Raw genomic sequence first — 17,289 nt, 5'->3', positions numbered from 1 at the left:
CTCGGGTACATGATGCATCCCGCTGATCTGCCGGAAACGGTATCCGTTTTCCCTTTGCCCGGGGCGCTGTTGCTGCCTCGATCGCGCTTGCCGCTGCATATATTTGAGCCGCGCTATCTGCAGATGCTGGACGACGCTTTGAAAACCCAGGAACGGTTGATCGGGTTGGTTCAACCGAATCCCTGTCAAAGCAACGAAAACAAGCTGCACCAAATTGGCTGCGCGGGGCGGGTGACGCAGTTTTCCGAAACTGAAGACGGCCGCTATCTGATCACTCTGACCGGCATCTCCCGGTTCCGTATTCAGGCCGAGTTGGATGCATTTACCCCATACCGCCGTTGTAACGTGGCCTGGCGCGGGTTTGACCGTGATCTTGGCAAGGTCGAGCACGACGAGGGGTTTGATCGGGTGGGGCTTTTGAAGCTGTTGGAAAAGTTCTTTTCGTCGCGAAAGTTGTCGGCTGATTGGGATATGTTGAAAGACGCGAATGATGAACTGCTTGTGAATTCGCTGTCGATGTTGCTGGATTTTGATCCGGAAGAAAAACAAGCCTTGCTAGAGGCTCCCTGTTTGCGCACCCGGCGCGAGACTTTGGTGACACTGATTGAATTCGCCATGCGCGGCGGAGCGAATGAGGAAACACTACAATGACCACCGTTGAACACGCTTTTGACCGCCACATGCTTGAGGCGCTAATTTGTCCGAAGACGCATACAACGCTGCATTATGACGCTGAAAAGCAGGAACTGGTGTCAAAAGCGGCGGGTTTGGCCTTTCCGATCCGCAATGGCATTCCTGTCATGTTGGTGGATGAGGCGCGCGAGCTGGACTAGATCGCCCGACCCTGCAGTAGTTTTGGCAGGTCCCCGGTCAGGCCGGCGGCCTCGCGCACGAAACCGCGACGCAGGCCGGGTAGTGACCCGACGACGCCCATCCCGATATCCCGTCCGATCCGTAGTAGAGGATTGTCGTTGGAAAACAGCTTGTTGAACACATCCGTCGCCATCGCCAAAGACGCGGTATCAAACCGTCGCCATTCCTGAAAACGCTCCAAAACCAGTGGCGAACTAATATCTTCCCCGCGCCGTCCGGCCAGGGTCAGCACCTCGGCCAGAGCGCCCACGTCGCGCAGGCCCGCATTCAGGCCCTGGCCTGCAATCGGGTGCATTCCATGGGCTGCGTCTCCGACCAGTGCCATCCGTTCTCCGATGAAAGAGTTGGCGATGGTCAGGTTCAGCGGATAGGTAAACCGATCTCCGGCCAGACGGATTTCGCCCAGGAAATCGCCGAATCTGGGGCGCAGGACCTGCAGATAGTCCTCCTCGGGCTGGGCGTTGATGCGCTTGGCCATTTCTGTTCGCTCGCTCCAGACGATAGAGCTGCGATTGCCGGTCAGAGGCAGAATGGCCAAAGGGCCGGGTGGCATGAAGAACTGATGCGCGATGCCGTGATGCGGCAAGTCATGTTCGATGGCGCAGACCAGCGCGGTCTGCCCGTAATCCCATCCTGTGCGTTTGATCCCGGCACGTTCCGCTGTGCCGCTGCGACGCCCATCGCATCCGATCAGCAGCGCACCCTTGACGACCGCGCCATCATCCAATGTCAGGCTGACGCCTGTTCCCGAGGTCTGCTGTGACACTACCGTCTTGCCGCTGATCTGGGTAATGGCCTTTTCCGCGGCCATCGCGTCCAGAAAGGCACGGCGCAGGTGGCGGTCTTCGACCATAAAGCCCATCGGACCTTCTTCGATCTCGGCATGGTCGAAATGCATGAAAAACGGCGACGGGCCAGCGCCTGCATGGCCATCGGTGACCTTGATTTCGAGCATTGGCTGGGCGTGTTTGGCAACCCGTGTCCAAACCCCAATCGCCTCTAGCAGGCGCTGCGAGGCCAGGGCCAACGCATAGGCTCTGCCGTCAAAAGCCGCATTTTTGCGAACCTTTTCGGCCAGCGCGTCAATGACGGTAACTCTGTGCCCTGTTTGTGCCAGTGCCAAAGCCAAAGCAGGGCCATTCAGGCCGCCGCCGACGATCAGGATATCCGAGCTCTGTTCCATGCTGCGCACTATGCGCGCCCATTCGGGATTGTCCATGTGCGGTCCTGTCGCTACCGTCGCTGGGAATGCAGAAATCGAAGGGGGCAGTGATGCAGGATTGGTTGTCGATGACGGCTTGTGATCTGGGTCGGGGCATTGGCATGGGCCAGATTGACCCGGTTGAACTGACAGAGACCTTTCTGACTGCGATAGCAGCCCACCCGCATCGCGACCGTATCTATGCCCGCGTGACCGAAACGCGCGCCCGAGCCGAGGCTGAGGCGGCGCAGGAGCGGGCCAAGCTGGGATTGCGCCGATCATTGTTGGATGGGGTGCCGATCAGTTGGAAAGACCTGTTCGATACTGCCGGGACTGCCACCGAGGCAGGAACGGCACTGCTGAAAGACCGGGTTCCCAAAACTGATGCAGTCGTGCTGCGAAATGCCAGTGCCATGGGCGCTGTATGTCTTGGCAAAACCCATATGAGCGAGCTGGCTTTCTCGGGTCTGGGCCTGAACCCGATCACCGGAACACCGCCCTGCATCGATGATGAGGATGCGGTTCCCGGCGGTTCATCCTCGGGGGCTGCGGCTTCCGTGGCTTGGGGGTTGGCAGCTTGCGCGATCGGCTCGGATACCGGTGGGTCAGTGCGGATACCGTCAGCCTGGAACAATCTGGTCGGGCTGAAAACCACTGCCGGGCGGGTCAGCCTGGAGGGTACAGTCCCGTTGTGCCTGCGGTTTGATACCGTTGGACCGCTGGCCCGCTCGGTCGAAGATGCGGCCCATATGCTGGCCATGCTGGAGGGCGGTACGCCAGCTGATTTGCGCGGAGCCAATCTAAAGGGGCGTCGTTTCGCGGATTTACAGACTGTCGCCAAGGATGATTTGCGCGCAGAGCCGCGTGTCGCTTACGAGGATGCCCTGGATCGGTTGCGTGAGGCCGGTGCAGATATCCTGCCTCTTGAGGTCCCTGAACTGACCGACGCGATGGGGCTGTCGGGGGTTCTTTACACCACCGAAGCCTATGGCCTGTGGCGAGATGTGATCGAGGCCAACCCAGATGTGATGTATCCCGAAATACTCGAACGGTTCCGTGCCGGACGAAATGCTTCGGGCCCCGATTATGTTGCAGCCTGGTCGAGGCTGAAGGCGTGTCGCGGTGCATGGGACGTGGCCACTGCCGGGTTTGACGCCGTTTTGGCCCCAACTGCACCGATCCTGCCGCCCAATCTTGAACGGCTGATGAGCGATCATGACTATTACGTCACCGAAAACCTGCTGGCATTGCGGAACACCCGGATCGGCAACCTCATGGGGCTGGCAGCGCTGACCTTGCCGACCGGAAAACCGGGCTGCGGGCTGATGATGATGGGTTATCCGGGGTCCGAAGAGGCGCTTTTGCGGCTTGGTTCCGCGGCCGAGGCCGCATTGGCCTGAATGCCACAATCCCCTGATTCGGCACCTCTTTGTCTGGACGAAGCCCCGCCCGGCCTGTAACCTGCTTGAAAACGGGGCGAAATGATCCCGATATTGAGGCAGTAGTTATGAATTTCCCCGAGCGGTTTTCGAACCTTCCGGAATACGCATTCCCGCGCCTGCGCACCCTGTTGGATCATCACCAACCGGGCGGTGAAGTGATTCACATGACCATTGGTGAGCCGATGCACGCATTTCCTGCCTGGGTCAGCGATGTTATCGCGGAAAACGCTGCCGGGTTTCAGGGATATCCGCCGAATGAGGGCTCGGCCGAGCTGCGCGGCGCGATCACTGACTGGATTGTACGCCGCTATGGCGTCACGATGGACCCGGACACGCAGGTTATGGCCCTGAACGGGACGCGCGAAGGGCTGTATAACGCCGCCATGGCGCTGTGCCCCGAGCAGAAAAACGGGCAAAAGCCGGTCATTCTGTGCCCGAACCCGTTCTATCAGGTGTATATGGTTGCTTCGATTTCGGTCGGGGCTGATCCGGTTTTTGTCCCGGCCACGGCGGCCACAGATCATCTGCCGGACTATGCGGGATTGCCCGCGGATGTGCTGAACCGCACTGCCGCCGCTTATATCTGCTCACCGGCCAACCCGCAGGGCGCAGTTGCCACGCGTGAATACTGGGTCGAGCTGATCCGGTTGGCTGAAACATATGATTTCCGCATCTTCGCCGATGAATGCTATTCCGAGATTTACCGCGACACAGCGCCTACAGGTGTTCTGACGGTCGCAAAGGAACTGGGCGCTGATCCTGAACGGATCACCCTGTTCAACTCGCTGTCAAAGCGGTCGAACGTGGCCGGGCTGCGGTCTGGCCTGATTGCAGGCGGGCCGGAAACGATCAAGCGGGTCAAGCAGTTACGCAATTATGCAGGCGCGCCATTGCCGCTGCCGTTGCAGGCCGCCGCCGCAAGGCTCTGGGCCGATGAGGCGCATGTGGACGAGAATCGCGCGCTCTATCAGGAAAAATACGCCATCGCAGACCAGGTGTTTGCAAGCATCCAGGGCTATATGCCGCCCGAGGCAGGGTTCTTTCTGTGGCTGCCGGTCGAGAATGGCGAGGAAACCGCATTGAAACTGTGGCAGCAGACCGGAGTTCGGGTGCTGCCGGGTGCATATCTTTCTCAAGGTGATCCGGGGCAAAACCCGGGCGAGCAATTTATCCGGGTCGCTATGGTGGCCCCAAAAACAGAGATGCGGCAGGGGCTGATCACGCTCCGCGACTGCATCTATTCGTGAGGTACGAGGGCAAAATGGCATCATATAACGCGCGCAACCGCGATCCATTGCTGGACAGCACGACTCAGGCCGCCATCGAAAGGCGCAGCAAAGAGTTGATCGGCATCGCCCTGATCCTACTTGGGTTGGCTTCGGCGGCGATGATCTGGTCCTACACACCGGATGACCCGAACTGGATGGTGTCGACGGATGCACCAGTGCAGAACTGGATGGGTCGTGTTGGTGCCTCGATCGCGGCGCCATTGTTCATGATTGTCGGTTGGGGCAGTTGGAGCATCGCGTTGGTTTTGATCGGCTGGGGTGTGCGTTTTGCCGGGCATTTCGGTGAAGATCGTGCCGTCGCGCGCCTGATATTTGCACCGATCTGGATCGCCATTGTCTCGGTCTATGCGGCGACATTAGTGCCGGGTGAGGCTTGGCGCGTAACGCATAGTTTTGGTCTGGGTGGATTGTTTGGGGATACGGTCATGGGTGCCTTCCTGACCTTGTTGCCCATATCCTCGCATTTTATTGTCAAGCTGATGTCTCTGGCGATGGCTATTGGGATGCTGACGCTGGGCGTGTTTGTTCTTGGTTTCACCAAGGATGACGTGCGCAAGGGGTTCCGCGCCTTCCTGCTGGGGCTGGTCATGTCCTATGACATATTGATGAATCTGCTGGGCCGTGGGGCTGCCGCAACAGCGGAGGCTGCGCGCGAACGTCGTGCCCAATGGGACGAACGCAAGTTGGCCCGCGCCGAAGGGGCCGTGTTCGACGACGAGATTGCCTTTGCAGACCCTGTTTTCAACGAGCCACTTCTGGAAGCGCCCGAACCGGTAAAGACCGGCCTTCTGTCGCGCATTCCTGATCTGATCCGCCGCCCGGACCCTATGCCCGAACCCGAGCTGATCGACCGTGAACCTGTCGCGGGTTACGAGGAAATGCCGGGTGAGGACCGTATCCGTTCAAAGATTTCTGCCGCCGTGCGCAACCGTAAGGTTGCAGTCGGAGAGATGGCTCCTGAGCCCGATCCCGACCTGCCGCTGACCAAAGGGCGGGGCCGTGGACCTGATCCGTTGATCCTGAATGCAGGTCATGCCGACGAACTGCCGCCAGAGCCGCCAGTGACATCAACCGGGCTGCCGCCCGAGCCGATGCTGTCAGCGCAGCCTGAAACAGAATGGCAGGAACCGTTGCATCAGGATTTTGCGCCCGAGCCGGATTTCGATGACGAGGCCGTTTTCGAGGATGACGCCGATGAGATGCCGCAAGCCCGCCCGGCGATGAAAATCCCCGTGGCCGAGCCGCGCAAGCCGGTGGTTGCTCAACCCGTGCGCCGCACCCCGCCACCCTCGCGCCGGGCCCAGGCCGAGGCCCAGCCCGCGTTGTCGTTCGAAGAAAAGCACTCCGATTTCGAACTGCCTCCGCTGGGCCTGCTGTCCAACCCCTCCAGCATTCAGCGCCATCACCTGAGCGATGAGGCCCTGGAAGAGAATGCGCGGATGTTGGAAAATGTGCTGGATGACTATGGCGTCAAAGGTGAGATCGTCAGCGTCCGCCCCGGTCCGGTTGTCACCATGTACGAACTTGAGCCGGCTCCGGGTTTGAAAGCCAGCCGTGTTATTGGTCTGTCGGATGACATTGCCCGCTCGATGTCGGCCCTCTCGGCGCGGGTTTCGACCCTGCCGGGCCGCTCGGTCATCGGGATCGAACTGCCCAATGAAAACCGTGAAATGGTGGTGCTGCGCGAAATCCTTTCGAGCCGTGACTTCGGAGACGGCAATCAGGCGCTGCCTTTGGCGCTGGGCAAGGATATTGGCGGTGAATCCGTTGTGGCCAATCTGGCCAAGATGCCCCACCTGCTGATCGCGGGGACCACCGGTTCCGGTAAATCGGTGGCGATCAACACGATGATCCTGTCGTTGCTGTATAAGCTGACGCCGGATGAATGCCGCCTGATCATGATCGACCCCAAGATGCTGGAATTGTCGGTCTATGACGGCATCCCGCATCTGCTCTCACCCGTGGTGACCGACCCGAAGAAGGCGGTTGTCGCCTTGAAATGGGTCGTGGGAGAGATGGAGGATCGCTATCGCAAGATGTCCAAGATGGGCGTGCGTAACATCGCGGGCTATAACGGCCGCGTGAAAGACGCGCTGTCCAAGGGCGAAATGTTCAGCCGCACGGTCCAGACCGGTTTTGACGACGAAACGGGTGAACCGATGTTCGAGACCGAGGAATTCGCACCCGAGTCGATGCCCTATATCGTTGTTATTGTCGACGAGATGGCCGACCTGATGATGGTCGCGGGCAAAGAGATCGAGGCCTGCATCCAACGTCTGGCGCAGATGGCGCGGGCCTCGGGTATCCACCTGATCATGGCCACGCAGCGCCCCTCGGTCGATGTGATTACCGGCACGATCAAGGCGAACTTTCCGACCCGGATTTCCTTCCAGGTGACGTCAAAGATCGATAGCCGCACCATTCTTGGTGAAATGGGCGCCGAACAACTGCTGGGGCAGGGTGACATGCTGTATATGGCGGGTGGTGCGAAGATCACACGTTGCCACGGTCCGTTTGTCTCGGATGAAGAGGTCGAGGAAATCGTCAACCATCTGAAGCAATTCGGCCCGCCGGATTATATGAGCGGTGTGGTCGATGGACCGACCGAGGAAAAGGCTGATAATATCGACGCTGTTTTGGGTTTGAACACCGGGGGCAACACCAATGGCGAAGACGCCCTTTACGATCAGGCCGTGGCGATTGTGATCAAGGATCGCAAATGCTCGACCTCGTATATCCAGCGGAAACTTGCCATTGGCTATAACAAAGCTGCGCGTCTGGTTGAGCAGATGGAGGACGAAGGCATTGTTTCATCGGCGAATCACGTCGGAAAACGCGAAATCCTGGTGCCAGAGCAATAGGATATTTAATAACAAGGGCAGAGCGCTTATCTGGGTCTTATGAAACAGATTGCTTTTGCCCTTGCACTGACACTGGCCACACCCGCCGCCTGGGCTGCGGACAAGTTGCCGCTGTCGCAGATATCGAATTACCTGAATGGTCTGAAAACTGTCGAGACGACATTTACACAGGTCAATGATGATGGCTCACTGAGCACAGGAAAGCTGTGGATCGCACGGCCTGGAAAGATGCGGTTCGAATATGACCCGCCAGACAGCGCCGTTGTGTTGGCACGCGCTGGCACCGTTCAGATTTTCGATCCGAAATCCAATCAACCGCCCGAGCAGTATCCGTTAAAGCGAACACCTCTGTCTCTGGTTCTGGCACGGAATGTCGATCTGGGTCAGGCTAATATGGTGGTTGGGCATGACTTTGACGGAACGGCCACTGTCGTGACAGCACAGGACCCGAAAAACCCTGACTCCGGTCGAATTGAGCTGATGTTCACTGGCGATCCGGTTGAGCTGCGAAAATGGGTGATCCACGATAATGCAGGCGGACAGACAACGGTTCTGCTGGGACAGCTTGATACCGAAAAAAATCTAAGCAGCAGCTTGTTTTCGAACAAGAACAGAAGCGGGTCAGGCAATCGCTGACCCGCTGTTTGTTCAGTAACGACAGCCTGACAGTTGCGCCTGGTACATCCGGGCGCGCGCATCCACATCATTGGCCACGTTCAGCAACCACGTCTTGCTGTAATGGCTGCCGCGGGCATAACCGGTATGGCCTTCATGATAGGCCAGATACTGATTGCGCGTGTCGCTTGGCTGGATGCCATTCCGCTCATAGCTTTTGTTCATGTACCAGCCGATGAAATCCGAAGCGTCGCGGATACGGTCCCGCTTGGCCCGGCGTTTGCCGGTTTCGCGCTGATACTCATCCCATGTCCCGTCCAGCGCCTGGCTGAAGCCATAGGCGCTGCTCTGGCGGCCCATCGGGATCACACCCAGAACATATTGATGCGGTGTGCGCGCATCGTGTTTATAGCGGCTTTCCTGATAGATCGTCGCCATCTGAACGTGAACGGGGATGCCCCATTTCCGTTCGGTGCTTTTGAACGCCTTGATGTATTCCGGCCGTTCACGTGCAATGCTGCATGCATCATTCAGCTTGCTGGGCGGTTGTTTGGAACCACCCCCGCAGGATGCCAAAAGCAGCACCCCGAAGAGTACGATAAGAATTCTGCTCATGTGCCTCGTGCCTTTTTTCTTCATTCTAGCGCAGATTGAGCGATTAGGAAATCACAATCGCTACAGAACAATAGCTAGAATTATAGGCAAAGCGCCGACGGACATCAGGGTTGAGACCATAACCAGCCCGGCAACAGCGTCGGAATCCGCCTCGAACCGTTCGGCCAGCAGGTATGAGGTTACGGCAACCGGCGTACACATCTGCACCACTAGAACGCCGAACGCGACGTTATCCAGATCAAACCCTTTTGCGATTGCCCATGCCAGGGCAAAACACACGACCAGTTTCAACGCCGATAGCCAGACCGCTTGCCCTAGCTTTCTGGTGGTCAGCCGCGCAATCGCAACACCAAGCGTGATCAGCATCATCGGAATCGCCATCTGTCCCAGCAGGTCCAGCGTATTGGTCACGAAGACAGGTGTTTGCCAGCCCTGCCACAGAAACAGCGCCCCCAGCAGAGTAGCCCAAACCATGGGTTCACGTGCTACCTTGCCGAAAGCGCCTTTTCCCGCCACCAGGTAGATCCCGTAAGTAAAGGAAAACAGGGCGGTAACGGCCAGAAATATCACCGCGAAACCCAAGCCTGCCTGCCCAAATGCGAAAATGGCCAGAGGCAGGCCCAGATTCCCCGTGTTGCCGAATATCAGCGGCGCCAGATAGGTGCGCCTTTCCAGCTTGCTGGCCCGGACAAATACGCCAAATGCGACCGCCAGCCCGACATGGCCTGTGATGGCGGCCAAAGTGAACCGGGTCAGCTCTCCGGGCGGGATCTGGGTTTGCATCAGGGCCACGAAAATCAGGCTGGGCACGGCGAGCGTCACCGCAAGGCGGGTCACAAATTGCAGCCTGTATTCAAAGCCAAGTTTGACCCAGGCAAACCCGATCCCCGCCAAGAGGAAGACCGGGGCCACGATTTCGAGTACTGTCAGTAAGAGGTTCACAGACTGTTTCCCATTATTTTAGATCAATGATTGGCATTCCTATGAGGAAACGGGTAGTAAGACCTTTGGGGGCAAACGTGATGCTAAAGACACAAGCAAAGTACCGGCTGGGCCAAGTCGTCCGCCACAAAAAACATCCCTTCCGAGGGGTGATTTTTGACGTGGACCCAGAGTTTTCAAATACCGAAGAATGGTATCAGGCCATTCCCGAAGACAGCAGGCCGATCAAGGATCAGCCGTTTTATCATCTGTTGGCGGAAAATGACCAATCCTTCTATGTTGCTTATGTTTCTGAACAAAATCTGATTGCCGACCAGTCCGGAGAACCGGTCGAGCATCCGGATATCCCCGATATGTTTGGTCCGTTTGAAAACGGCGCATATCCGTTGCATTTCCATTTGAACTAAAAATGGAAGCGCGGGTGAAACCGGGCCCATACTGTCAATAACCAAGCGCGCACCCATCTTTTCGCGGATCGCTTGCGCCTTGCAAAACGCCGCTCTTCTGGATTCGGATCGCTTGAGCCCCGCCAAGAGGTGTTTCCGAAATCAGAACTTTGTGGCCGATTTCAGATAATTGTTGCGCGACCTTCCGCGAAATTCCGCGTTCCAGTTTCAAGACAGGTCCGTCTGCAAAGGCCCGCGGTGCGTCTATGGCCTGCTGCAGCGCAAACTCATCGTCAGTTAGCAGCGAGACCAGCTTTGCATGTCCTGTGGGCTGAAAGGCACCACCCATCACGCCGAAGGGCATCAGGATTTTGCCTTTCTGTTTCAACATGCCGGGAATGATCGTGTGCATCGGGCGTTTGCCGCTGCCAAACTCGTTCGGATGGCCTGATTGCAACGTAAATCCAGACCCGCGGTTTTGCAGCAGAATGCCGAATTTCTCAGAGGCGATACCCGATCCAAAGCTATGAAAGATCGAATAGATCAGCGATACCGCCATCCTGTCCCTGTCGACCACCGTGATATAAACCGTGTCCTTGTGAATGGCTTCGGTCAGTGGGGCAGCAGCGGGCATGGCATGGTTTGGATTGATAAGCTCTGCCAGCCGATCGGCTGTTGTCTGGTCCCAAAACCTGTCTGCGTGTGTCGTATGATCCGGATCGGCGATGAACCTGTTGCGGGCATCGTAGGCGAGTTTTGAGGCTTCGGCCTCGATATGCAGACGCTCTGCGGATAGCGGATCCATGGATCCGAGGTCAAAGTTCTTGAGGATATTCAGCAGCAAAAGGGCGGTTGCACCTTGGCCATTGGGCGGATGTTCCAGCAGGTCCAAGCCACGATAGTGCCCTGCGACCGGAACTGTGGGTGTGGCAGCGGTCGCGTCCAGATCTTCTGCTGTGTGTACCCCGCCCATGGCCGTCAGGGTCGAGATAATATCTTCGGCGACCTCGCCCGCGTAAAACGCCTTTCGTCCGTATTTGGCGATTCTGCGCAGCACTTCTGCCTGCCCGGCGGACCGGAACATGTCTCCGGTCTTTGGAACGTCTCCTTTCAGCAGATAGTGGTTCCTGGCTGCCCCCTGCAACGTGTTAGCACCCGGGCCCCAATCAAAAGCCACACGTGGGGCGACCGGCACGCCCTGGTCTGCATAGCGGATGGCGGGTTGCAGGATGGCGTCCAGCCCTAGTTTGCCCTCGGTTTCGGCCAGCTGGCAGAACGCCTCGACCGCGCCGGGAATGGTGACCGCATCCGGTGTATTGAGCGGAACTGCAGTCAGTCCCTTATCGCGCAAGCTGCCAGCGTTGGCTGCTGCCGGTGCCCGGCCAGAGCCGTTGAGGGCCCGAACCTCATCTTCTCCGGCGCGGTTGTACAGAACAAAGCAATCTCCGCCCAGGCCGGTCATTTGTGGTTCGCAAAATCCCAAAAGCACTGCCCCGGCGATGGCTGCGTCCATCGCGTTGCCACCTTGCTGTAGAATGCCAAGGGCCGCTTGGGCTGCCAGCGGGTGAGATGTGGCGCACATCCCTTCGGTCGAAAAAACTTCGGATCTGCCTGGTGCCTGAAAATCCCGCATTGCGCTGCCTTCCCGTGTGATCGCGCAGAAGGTATCGCGCGTCCGGGTATTGTCCAGTCAAATCAAAGGGGAAGTTCCTCGGCATCGTTCACTGGGTGGGGGCTGTGACATACGATGCCGAGGGAAGCTATCTGAGCTACAGTTAAGACTTTGATCTTTGTTTGCGGCGCTACAATGGTTCGAAAAGGGCCTTATTGTGACGTTTTATAGCCCTAATCCGGGTCGAGAAAACTGAATCGCAGTGACAACCGGTTGCAGCCTTCGCTACGGTCATAGCGGATTTCACTGGTCAGTTGGTGGATCAGAAACCATCCAAATCCCCCCTCGGGCAGGTCTTCACGTCTTTCCCCCAGAGGTGCAGGTGCACCTTCTGGTACGCGAAAGCCAGGAAGGGGATTGCCGGTATCCGAGATGAGGATTTCCAACCAGTTCTGATGCAGGCGGCAGTGTACCTTTACGGTGGCGGGCGTGGTTCCGGCATAGGCGTGTTCAACGACATTGTTAATGGCTTCGGCCAGGGCAATTCTGACATCAGCCGCTTTGTGTGCAGGCAGCCCTTTGGACGACAGTGCCTGGCTCAACTTGGCAATGCCAGAGCTTGCTTCGACCTCGGTCGCAGCGAAGCTCAAATCGAAACTGATGCCGTTACACATTAGCCTTGCGCCTGTTCAGTTTCTCCTTGTGTTCAATCCGGCGCACCGGACAGTGCGTCATCCATCGTTGGGTAAAGCTTGAACACTGTGTCCATGCGCGTAAGACGAAACACCTTTTCCACAAAAGGCTGAAGACCTGCCAGATCCAGGCGCCGTTCAGCCCCGAGTTGTTTCATGGCGGCAACAATGGCGCCCAAACCACTGGAGTCAATGAATTCGACACCGCTGAGATCCAGAACCACGCGCACAGCCCCACCTTCGGTTTCCGTGCGCATGTTTTCTTTGAACTGAATGGCCATTGCGGCATCAATCCGGTTGGATTGTACAGTAATTATTTGAATATTGTTGGTCGTAGTACTGGACAGGCCCATACGTGACGGTCCTTTAACTGAAATCGCTCGTAGAAATACGCTAGACGGGAATTCTTACCATTCGGTATCCATTGAATGACAAGAATTTAGGAGCGCCCAGATGAAGCAAGTTGTAATCGCCGGAGCAGCACGTACCCCGATGGGTGGATTTCAAGGAATGTTCGATGGTGTTTCTGCCGCCGATCTGGGTGGAGCCGCGATCCGGGCCGCGCTGCAGGGTGCCGGTGCTGAAACGGTTGACGAAGTACTGATGGGCTGCGTTCTGCCAGCCGGTCAGGGTCAGGCCCCTGCACGTCAGGCTGGGTTTGCAGCCGGTTTGGGCCAAGAGGTCCCGGCCACGACGCTCAACAAGATGTGCGGATCAGGGATGAAGGCTGCGATGATGGCCTTCGATCAGATCGCATTGGGCCATGCCAACACAATGATCGCAGGCGGGATGGAGAGTATGACGAACGCGCCCTACCTGTTGCCCAAAATGCGTGAGGGTGCGCGCTTGGGGCACGCTCAGGTCGTCGACCACATGTTTCTGGACGGGCTGGAGGACGCCTACGACAAAGGTCGTCTGATGGGCACTTTCGCCGAAGACTGTGCCGAGGCGTTCCAGTTCACCCGCGAAGCGCAGGACGAATACGCCCTGCAGTCCCTATCCAACGCGCTGGCCGCGCAGGACAGCGGCGCGTTCGACGGTGAAATCACTCCGGTAACCGTCCGTACAAGGAAAGGCGAGGTCACGCAGTCCGCGGACGAGCAGCCGAAAACCGCCCGCCCGGAAAAGATACCTTCGCTGAAACCGGCTTTTCGCAAGGGTGGAACGGTGACGGCGGCCAACGCGTCGTCGATCTCTGATGGGGCGGCAGCTCTGGTTCTGGCGTCAGCTGAAGCCGCCGAAGCGCAATGCCTCTCGGTTCGGGCGCGCATTCTGGGTCATTCCAGCCATGCGCAGGCTCCGGGATTGTTCACGACTGCGCCAGTTCCCGCTGCGCAAAAGCTTTTGGCCAAAATCGGCTGGTCCAATGATGATGTGGATCTGTGGGAAGTAAACGAAGCCTTTGCCGTGGTGCCGATGGCATTCATGCATGAGATGGGTCTGACGCGTGACAAGGTAAATGTGAATGGTGGTGCATGCGCTCTGGGTCATCCTATCGGCGCTTCGGGAGCGCGTATCATGGTCACCCTGCTGAACGCGTTGGAAAAGCGGGATCTGAAACGCGGCGTGGCGGCGATCTGCATCGGTGGTGGAGAGGGGACTGCAATCGCGATTGAGCGCGTTTGACGCGGGGCCGATTCCACCATAGGTCCGGTGCTGTAGAACCTGTTTACAAGATCACTGACCGGACCCGCTCCCCATGACCGTTGATTACGATACGCTGACCAAGACAATCGTCGCCCTAACCGCAGGCGAGACAGATCAAGTTGCTCTGATGGCGACAATCGCCTGTGAGGTTCATCACGCCGATGATCGGTTTGACTGGACGGGGTTCTATCGCGTAACAGATCCGGGCATTTTGAAAATCGGCCCCTATCAGGGTGGTCACGGGTGTCTGGTTATTCCCTTCGGGCGCGGTGTCTGTGGTGCCGCGGCGCGGACCGGAAAGGTACAGTTGGTGGCGGATGTGCATGCGTTTCCAGGTCACATCGCCTGCGCCTCGTCTACGCAGTCCGAACTGGTGCTTCCGGTGCGCAATGCCTCGGGCGAGGTCATCGCGGTTTTTGACATCGACAGTGACCAGCCTGATGCGTTCACGGATGAGGACGCAGAAAAGCTGTCTGCCATATTGTCAAAGGCGTTTTCGGGCGAGTTAAGAGGGGCCTGACGCAAAATCAGCCCGTCTGTTAGACTGGAATGGATACTAATTGCGACTGGCCAAGGCATGATCCCGGACCAATTCACCACAGAGCGGCTTGCCGTCTGCCACTGGCAAGTGGAAGTCTCTGAAGCTGGTCGCCTTTCAGCGTTGACGGCCGAGTTGGCAACCGTCCTGACACCAGCGGTTCTTGAGCCCCTGCCGCCTTCGATGCAGGTCGAAGAAACGCCCAGCGGGATGACCGACTGGATCGCGGCACGCAAGACCGAAAGCGATGTTCTTCTTGTTCGGCTAAGGCAAAATAATCAGCTGATCGGACTGCTGATACTGGCCTCAGAACCCGAAGATCAGGCCGCACCAGCCATTCACCTTGGATATCTGTTTGCCGAACGAGCCTGGGGCTGTGGCTATGCAACCGAACTTGTGTCCGGCTTTATCGCGGCCTGCGGCACGAGCCGCGCCATTCGGTTTTTGGCCGGGGTCGAGCACAGCAATCCCGCCTCTGCCCGTGTGCTACAGAAATCGGGGTTCACGCGATCCTCAGCTCACTCCACCGACGATACCGATATGTATGTCTGCGACATTTCCTAGATCCCATCGGGATCTTACGTGGCTTGCGGATCAAGCCAACTACAGAATGTCTGTGATTAGGAAATATGCCAGCCCGACCTGAGTCGCAAAGATCGCAAACAGCGACAGGGAAAACCGGCCTTTTCGGGACTTGTGATTGAAAATCCAACGCCCGACCAGCGCACCGGGACTGCCGCCCAGTGCCGCCAGCCACAATAGCCTGCGTTCCGGAACCCGGCTTTTTCTGCGTCTGGCGCGCAGCTTGTCCCAGCCAAAGGCCAGCAAAGTCAGGCCGTTGATGACCCACAGGTATATAACCGCAATCCACATAGCTGACGGATAGCTAAATGCGTCGATTTTCCCAAGTGAAAAAATGCTTGGAATTTTCACCGATTCGCGGCATCGTGAAAAACACGAGGAAAATTTCACCAGATATCGGAGAGTTCGGTGAACAGCCAAGCCCCCCACAGTGCAACGCTCGGAGCCGACATTCGCGCATTGCGTAAGGCGCGTGGGTTGACGCTGACCGAGATCGCAGAGCGGTTGAACCGGTCGGTCGGATGGCTCAGCCAGGTTGAACGCGACAAGTCCGAACCGTCAATTTCAGACCTGCGTCAGATCGCGGAATGTCTGGGTGTGCCGATGTCCATGCTGTTCGCCCATTCTGCCGCCCCCGCCAATGAACAAGGCTATGTCGTGCGCGCCGGGTCGCGCCGCCCTATGGGGTCGGGCGAAGAAGGTCTGATCGAGGAACTGCTGTCACCCGATCTGACTGACGATTTTGAGATGGTGCATTCCACCTTTGAGCCGCATTCCAAGATGCAGAATCCGGCGGACCGCCCCACGCAAGAGGTTGGCTATGTGATTTCCGGTCAGTTGAATCTGACCATCGGCGCGCAAAGCTTTTCGGTTGGGCCCGGTGACAGTTTTCGGATCAAGAACGAACCCTATATTTGGGCGAACCCTCATGATGAGCCTGCTGTGGTCATCTGGGTCATCGCACCTCCGGTGTACTGATGAGTTTCGAGGCCTGGACCATATTCGCGCTGTTCTGGGTGGTGTTTGTAACCACACCGGGGCCTAACGCAGTGAACTGTATCTCGAACGGGATGAGCCTGCCCTTCGCAAAAGCGATGCTGGGTGTCTTGGCGATCCTGACCCAAGCCAGCGCCTTTTTGGTTTTGTCGGCGCTTGGGGTGACGGCCTTGATCGCGGCCTCACCCACCGGATTCTTCATCGCCAAGCTGGTGGGCGCAGGGTTTCTGATCTGGCTGGGTGTCCGAGGCTGGAAGGCTGCAGCAAATCCCGCCCCTATTTTCGAACGCCCTGCAAGGCATGTCTATCTGCACGCGCTGGCCGTCGCGACAATCAACCCCAAAAGCGTCGCGGGATATCTTGCTGCATTCTCGCAATTCGTGCAGCCGGATGTGCCGATCTGGGAGCAAATGTTGGTCATCATGCCAACGGCGCTGATCATCACAACGCTCAGCTACATCGGGTTCACTCTTCTAGGTGCGCTTATGGGGCGGGCCGCGCTGGGGGCCGTGTTCAACATCTGGGTGCGCCGGGTCATGGCCACCTGTTTCATCATTTATGGCGTGTTGCTGGGCACCACCAGCGCGCCAGCAGCTAGGGGATAAGCGAAATGCATACAGGTTCCTGTCTGTGCGGCTCGGTTGCGTTCAAGATCGAAGGCGATCTTCCTGCCGCCTCGGCCTGTCATTGCGGTCAATGCCGCAAACAGTCGGGTCATGTCTGGGCCTCGACCTCGGCCCATCAAGACGACATCACCTTCACCGCCAGCGATACGCTGAGCTGGTTTCGTGCAACCGACATCGCCCGACGAGGATTTTGCAACGCCTGCGGCTCTTACCTGTTCTGGCAGCATAAGGACGAAGACCGGATTGCCATTGCTATGGGGGCGCTGGATGCACCCACCGGACTGACCCTCGCCCGCCATATATTTGTGGCTGACAAAGGCGATTACTACGACATCACGGACGATCTGCCTCAAGAGGCACAGTAACAGGGAC

Annotated in this window: 20 protein-coding genes; 13 read left to right on the top strand and 7 right to left on the bottom strand. The window is 57.8% G+C overall.

Annotation, left to right across the window (positions count from 1 at the left end):
• The first annotated feature begins 9 nt into the window (after nt 1-9).
• Nucleotides 10-651 (top strand): LON peptidase substrate-binding domain-containing protein, encoded by a 642-nt coding sequence (locus AC2FH8_RS12960; protein ID WP_496689925.1) that lies wholly within the window; start codon nt 10-12, stop codon nt 649-651.
• Nucleotides 648-833, top strand: coding sequence for a Trm112 family protein (locus tag AC2FH8_RS12955; protein ID WP_142637084.1), 186 nt, complete (start codon nt 648-650; stop codon nt 831-833). Before AC2FH8_RS12960 ends, AC2FH8_RS12955 begins: the two co-directional genes overlap by 4 nt.
• Here the strand turns inward: AC2FH8_RS12955 and AC2FH8_RS12950 are convergent.
• Complete coding sequence (locus tag AC2FH8_RS12950; RefSeq protein ID WP_496689971.1) at nt 830-2,056, bottom strand: FAD-dependent monooxygenase; 1,227 nt, start codon at nt 2,054-2,056, stop codon at nt 830-832. The two genes, AC2FH8_RS12955 and AC2FH8_RS12950, sit on opposite strands and share 4 nt — an antisense overlap.
• 89 nt (nt 2,057-2,145) lie before the next feature.
• On the opposite strand from AC2FH8_RS12950, the gene AC2FH8_RS12945 reads away from it, so the two are divergent.
• The 4 genes from AC2FH8_RS12945 (at nt 2,146) to AC2FH8_RS12930 (ending at nt 8,302) form a co-directional block, all read left to right on the top strand.
• On the top strand, nt 2,146-3,474 hold the full coding sequence (locus tag AC2FH8_RS12945; protein ID WP_496689970.1) for an amidase: 1,329 nt from the start codon (nt 2,146-2,148) through the stop codon (nt 3,472-3,474).
• A gap of 107 nt (nt 3,475-3,581) precedes the next feature.
• Nucleotides 3,582-4,763: an aminotransferase class I/II-fold pyridoxal phosphate-dependent enzyme gene (locus AC2FH8_RS12940; RefSeq protein ID WP_496689924.1), complete on the top strand. Its 1,182-nt coding sequence runs from the start codon at nt 3,582-3,584 to the stop codon at nt 4,761-4,763.
• A 14-nt stretch (nt 4,764-4,777) separates the two neighbouring features.
• Complete coding sequence (locus AC2FH8_RS12935; protein WP_281995414.1) at nt 4,778-7,666, top strand: DNA translocase FtsK; 2,889 nt, start codon at nt 4,778-4,780, stop codon at nt 7,664-7,666.
• Nucleotides 7,667-7,705: 39 nt separating this feature from the next.
• Nucleotides 7,706-8,302, top strand: a complete 597-nt coding sequence (locus AC2FH8_RS12930; RefSeq protein ID WP_142637078.1) for a LolA family protein — start codon at nt 7,706-7,708, stop codon at nt 8,300-8,302.
• Between the two features lie 12 nt (nt 8,303-8,314).
• Here the strand turns inward: AC2FH8_RS12930 and AC2FH8_RS12925 are convergent, their stop codons facing one another.
• Together AC2FH8_RS12925 and AC2FH8_RS12920 are read right to left on the bottom strand one after the other, a co-directional pair.
• The gene (locus AC2FH8_RS12925; protein WP_142637077.1) at nt 8,315-8,896 is read right to left on the bottom strand and encodes a transglycosylase SLT domain-containing protein; all 582 of its coding nucleotides are present in this window, start codon (nt 8,894-8,896) and stop codon (nt 8,315-8,317) included.
• Nucleotides 8,897-8,956: 60 nt separating this feature from the next.
• On the bottom strand, nt 8,957-9,838 hold the full coding sequence (locus tag AC2FH8_RS12920; RefSeq protein WP_496677830.1) for an AEC family transporter: 882 nt from the start codon (nt 9,836-9,838) through the stop codon (nt 8,957-8,959).
• 80 nt (nt 9,839-9,918) lie between these two features.
• On the opposite strand from AC2FH8_RS12920, the gene hspQ reads away from it, so the two are divergent.
• Nucleotides 9,919-10,245: a heat shock protein HspQ gene (hspQ, locus tag AC2FH8_RS12915; RefSeq protein ID WP_142637073.1), complete on the top strand. Its 327-nt coding sequence runs from the start codon at nt 9,919-9,921 to the stop codon at nt 10,243-10,245.
• Between the two features lie 34 nt (nt 10,246-10,279).
• Here the strand turns inward: hspQ and AC2FH8_RS12910 are convergent, their stop codons facing one another.
• The 3 genes from AC2FH8_RS12910 to AC2FH8_RS12900 form a co-directional block, all read right to left on the bottom strand.
• The gene (locus AC2FH8_RS12910) at nt 10,280-11,857 is read right to left on the bottom strand and encodes a gamma-glutamyltransferase family protein (RefSeq protein WP_496689923.1); all 1,578 of its coding nucleotides are present in this window, start codon (nt 11,855-11,857) and stop codon (nt 10,280-10,282) included.
• Nucleotides 11,858-12,069: 212 nt separating this feature from the next.
• A complete protein-coding gene (locus AC2FH8_RS12905; protein WP_496689922.1) occupies nt 12,070-12,510 on the bottom strand; it encodes an ATP-binding protein in 441 nt (146 codons plus the stop codon).
• Between the two features lie 32 nt (nt 12,511-12,542).
• On the bottom strand, nt 12,543-12,881 hold the full coding sequence (locus AC2FH8_RS12900; protein ID WP_142637067.1) for an STAS domain-containing protein: 339 nt from the start codon (nt 12,879-12,881) through the stop codon (nt 12,543-12,545).
• Between the two features lie 100 nt (nt 12,882-12,981).
• Here AC2FH8_RS12900 and AC2FH8_RS12895 point away from each other — a divergent pair, with 100 nt between their 5' ends.
• From AC2FH8_RS12895 to AC2FH8_RS12885, 3 genes are all read left to right on the top strand, one after another.
• The gene (locus AC2FH8_RS12895) at nt 12,982-14,154 is read left to right on the top strand and encodes a thiolase family protein (RefSeq protein ID WP_142637066.1); all 1,173 of its coding nucleotides are present in this window, start codon (nt 12,982-12,984) and stop codon (nt 14,152-14,154) included.
• A 73-nt stretch (nt 14,155-14,227) separates the two neighbouring features.
• A complete protein-coding gene (locus AC2FH8_RS12890; RefSeq protein WP_271949692.1) occupies nt 14,228-14,695 on the top strand; it encodes a GAF domain-containing protein in 468 nt (155 codons plus the stop codon).
• Nucleotides 14,696-14,752: 57 nt separating this feature from the next.
• Nucleotides 14,753-15,277 (top strand): GNAT family N-acetyltransferase, encoded by a 525-nt coding sequence (locus tag AC2FH8_RS12885; RefSeq protein WP_142637062.1) that lies wholly within the window; start codon nt 14,753-14,755, stop codon nt 15,275-15,277.
• A 39-nt stretch (nt 15,278-15,316) separates the two neighbouring features.
• Here the strand turns inward: AC2FH8_RS12885 and AC2FH8_RS12880 are convergent, their stop codons facing one another.
• Nucleotides 15,317-15,586, bottom strand: a complete 270-nt coding sequence (locus AC2FH8_RS12880; RefSeq protein WP_142637060.1) for a DUF1294 domain-containing protein — start codon at nt 15,584-15,586, stop codon at nt 15,317-15,319.
• 117 nt (nt 15,587-15,703) lie between these two features.
• Here AC2FH8_RS12880 and AC2FH8_RS12875 point away from each other — a divergent pair, with 117 nt between their 5' ends.
• From AC2FH8_RS12875 to AC2FH8_RS12865, 3 genes are read left to right on the top strand one after another with little or no spacing between them, the layout of a single operon-like run.
• Entirely contained in the window at nt 15,704-16,273 is a 570-nt protein-coding gene (locus AC2FH8_RS12875) for a helix-turn-helix domain-containing protein (protein ID WP_142637059.1), read from the top strand.
• Nucleotides 16,273-16,896 carry a LysE family translocator gene (locus AC2FH8_RS12870; RefSeq protein ID WP_496689921.1) on the top strand — a complete coding sequence of 208 codons (624 nt, stop codon included), beginning with the start codon at nt 16,273-16,275 and terminating at the stop codon, nt 16,894-16,896. Before AC2FH8_RS12875 ends, AC2FH8_RS12870 begins: the two co-directional genes overlap by 1 nt.
• Nucleotides 16,897-16,901: 5 nt before the next feature.
• Nucleotides 16,902-17,282 carry a GFA family protein gene (locus AC2FH8_RS12865; RefSeq protein ID WP_496689920.1) on the top strand — a complete coding sequence of 127 codons (381 nt, stop codon included), beginning with the start codon at nt 16,902-16,904 and terminating at the stop codon, nt 17,280-17,282.
• Nucleotides 17,283-17,289 lie beyond the last annotated feature (7 nt).

Source organism: Ruegeria sp. CDSC025 (assembly GCF_059610805.1).
This window is presented reverse-complemented; position numbering and strand designations above follow the sequence as displayed.

Coding starts and splice junctions, on each gene's coding strand:
- AC2FH8_RS12940 (WP_496689924.1), top strand. CDS start 3,582: ATGAATTTCCCCGAGCGGTTTTCGAACCTTCCGGAATACGCATTCCCG.
- hspQ (WP_142637073.1), top strand. CDS start 9,919: ATGCTAAAGACACAAGCAAAGTACCGGCTGGGCCAAGTCGTCCGCCAC.
- AC2FH8_RS12945 (WP_496689970.1), top strand. CDS start 2,146: ATGCAGGATTGGTTGTCGATGACGGCTTGTGATCTGGGTCGGGGCATT.
- AC2FH8_RS12895 (WP_142637066.1), top strand. CDS start 12,982: ATGAAGCAAGTTGTAATCGCCGGAGCAGCACGTACCCCGATGGGTGGA.
- AC2FH8_RS12930 (WP_142637078.1), top strand. CDS start 7,706: ATGAAACAGATTGCTTTTGCCCTTGCACTGACACTGGCCACACCCGCC.
- AC2FH8_RS12890 (WP_271949692.1), top strand. CDS start 14,228: ATGACCGTTGATTACGATACGCTGACCAAGACAATCGTCGCCCTAACC.
- AC2FH8_RS12885 (WP_142637062.1), top strand. CDS start 14,753: ATGATCCCGGACCAATTCACCACAGAGCGGCTTGCCGTCTGCCACTGG.
- AC2FH8_RS12960 (WP_496689925.1), top strand. CDS start 10: ATGATGCATCCCGCTGATCTGCCGGAAACGGTATCCGTTTTCCCTTTG.
- AC2FH8_RS12925 (WP_142637077.1), bottom strand. CDS start 8,896: ATGAGCAGAATTCTTATCGTACTCTTCGGGGTGCTGCTTTTGGCATCC.
- AC2FH8_RS12910 (WP_496689923.1), bottom strand. CDS start 11,857: ATGCGGGATTTTCAGGCACCAGGCAGATCCGAAGTTTTTTCGACCGAA.
- AC2FH8_RS12880 (WP_142637060.1), bottom strand. CDS start 15,586: ATGTGGATTGCGGTTATATACCTGTGGGTCATCAACGGCCTGACTTTG.
- AC2FH8_RS12950 (WP_496689971.1), bottom strand. CDS start 2,056: ATGGAACAGAGCTCGGATATCCTGATCGTCGGCGGCGGCCTGAATGGC.
- AC2FH8_RS12935 (WP_281995414.1), top strand. CDS start 4,778: ATGGCATCATATAACGCGCGCAACCGCGATCCATTGCTGGACAGCACG.
- AC2FH8_RS12870 (WP_496689921.1), top strand. CDS start 16,273: ATGAGTTTCGAGGCCTGGACCATATTCGCGCTGTTCTGGGTGGTGTTT.
- AC2FH8_RS12905 (WP_496689922.1), bottom strand. CDS start 12,510: ATGTGTAACGGCATCAGTTTCGATTTGAGCTTCGCTGCGACCGAGGTC.
- AC2FH8_RS12900 (WP_142637067.1), bottom strand. CDS start 12,881: ATGGGCCTGTCCAGTACTACGACCAACAATATTCAAATAATTACTGTA.
- AC2FH8_RS12955 (WP_142637084.1), top strand. CDS start 648: ATGACCACCGTTGAACACGCTTTTGACCGCCACATGCTTGAGGCGCTA.
- AC2FH8_RS12865 (WP_496689920.1), top strand. CDS start 16,902: ATGCATACAGGTTCCTGTCTGTGCGGCTCGGTTGCGTTCAAGATCGAA.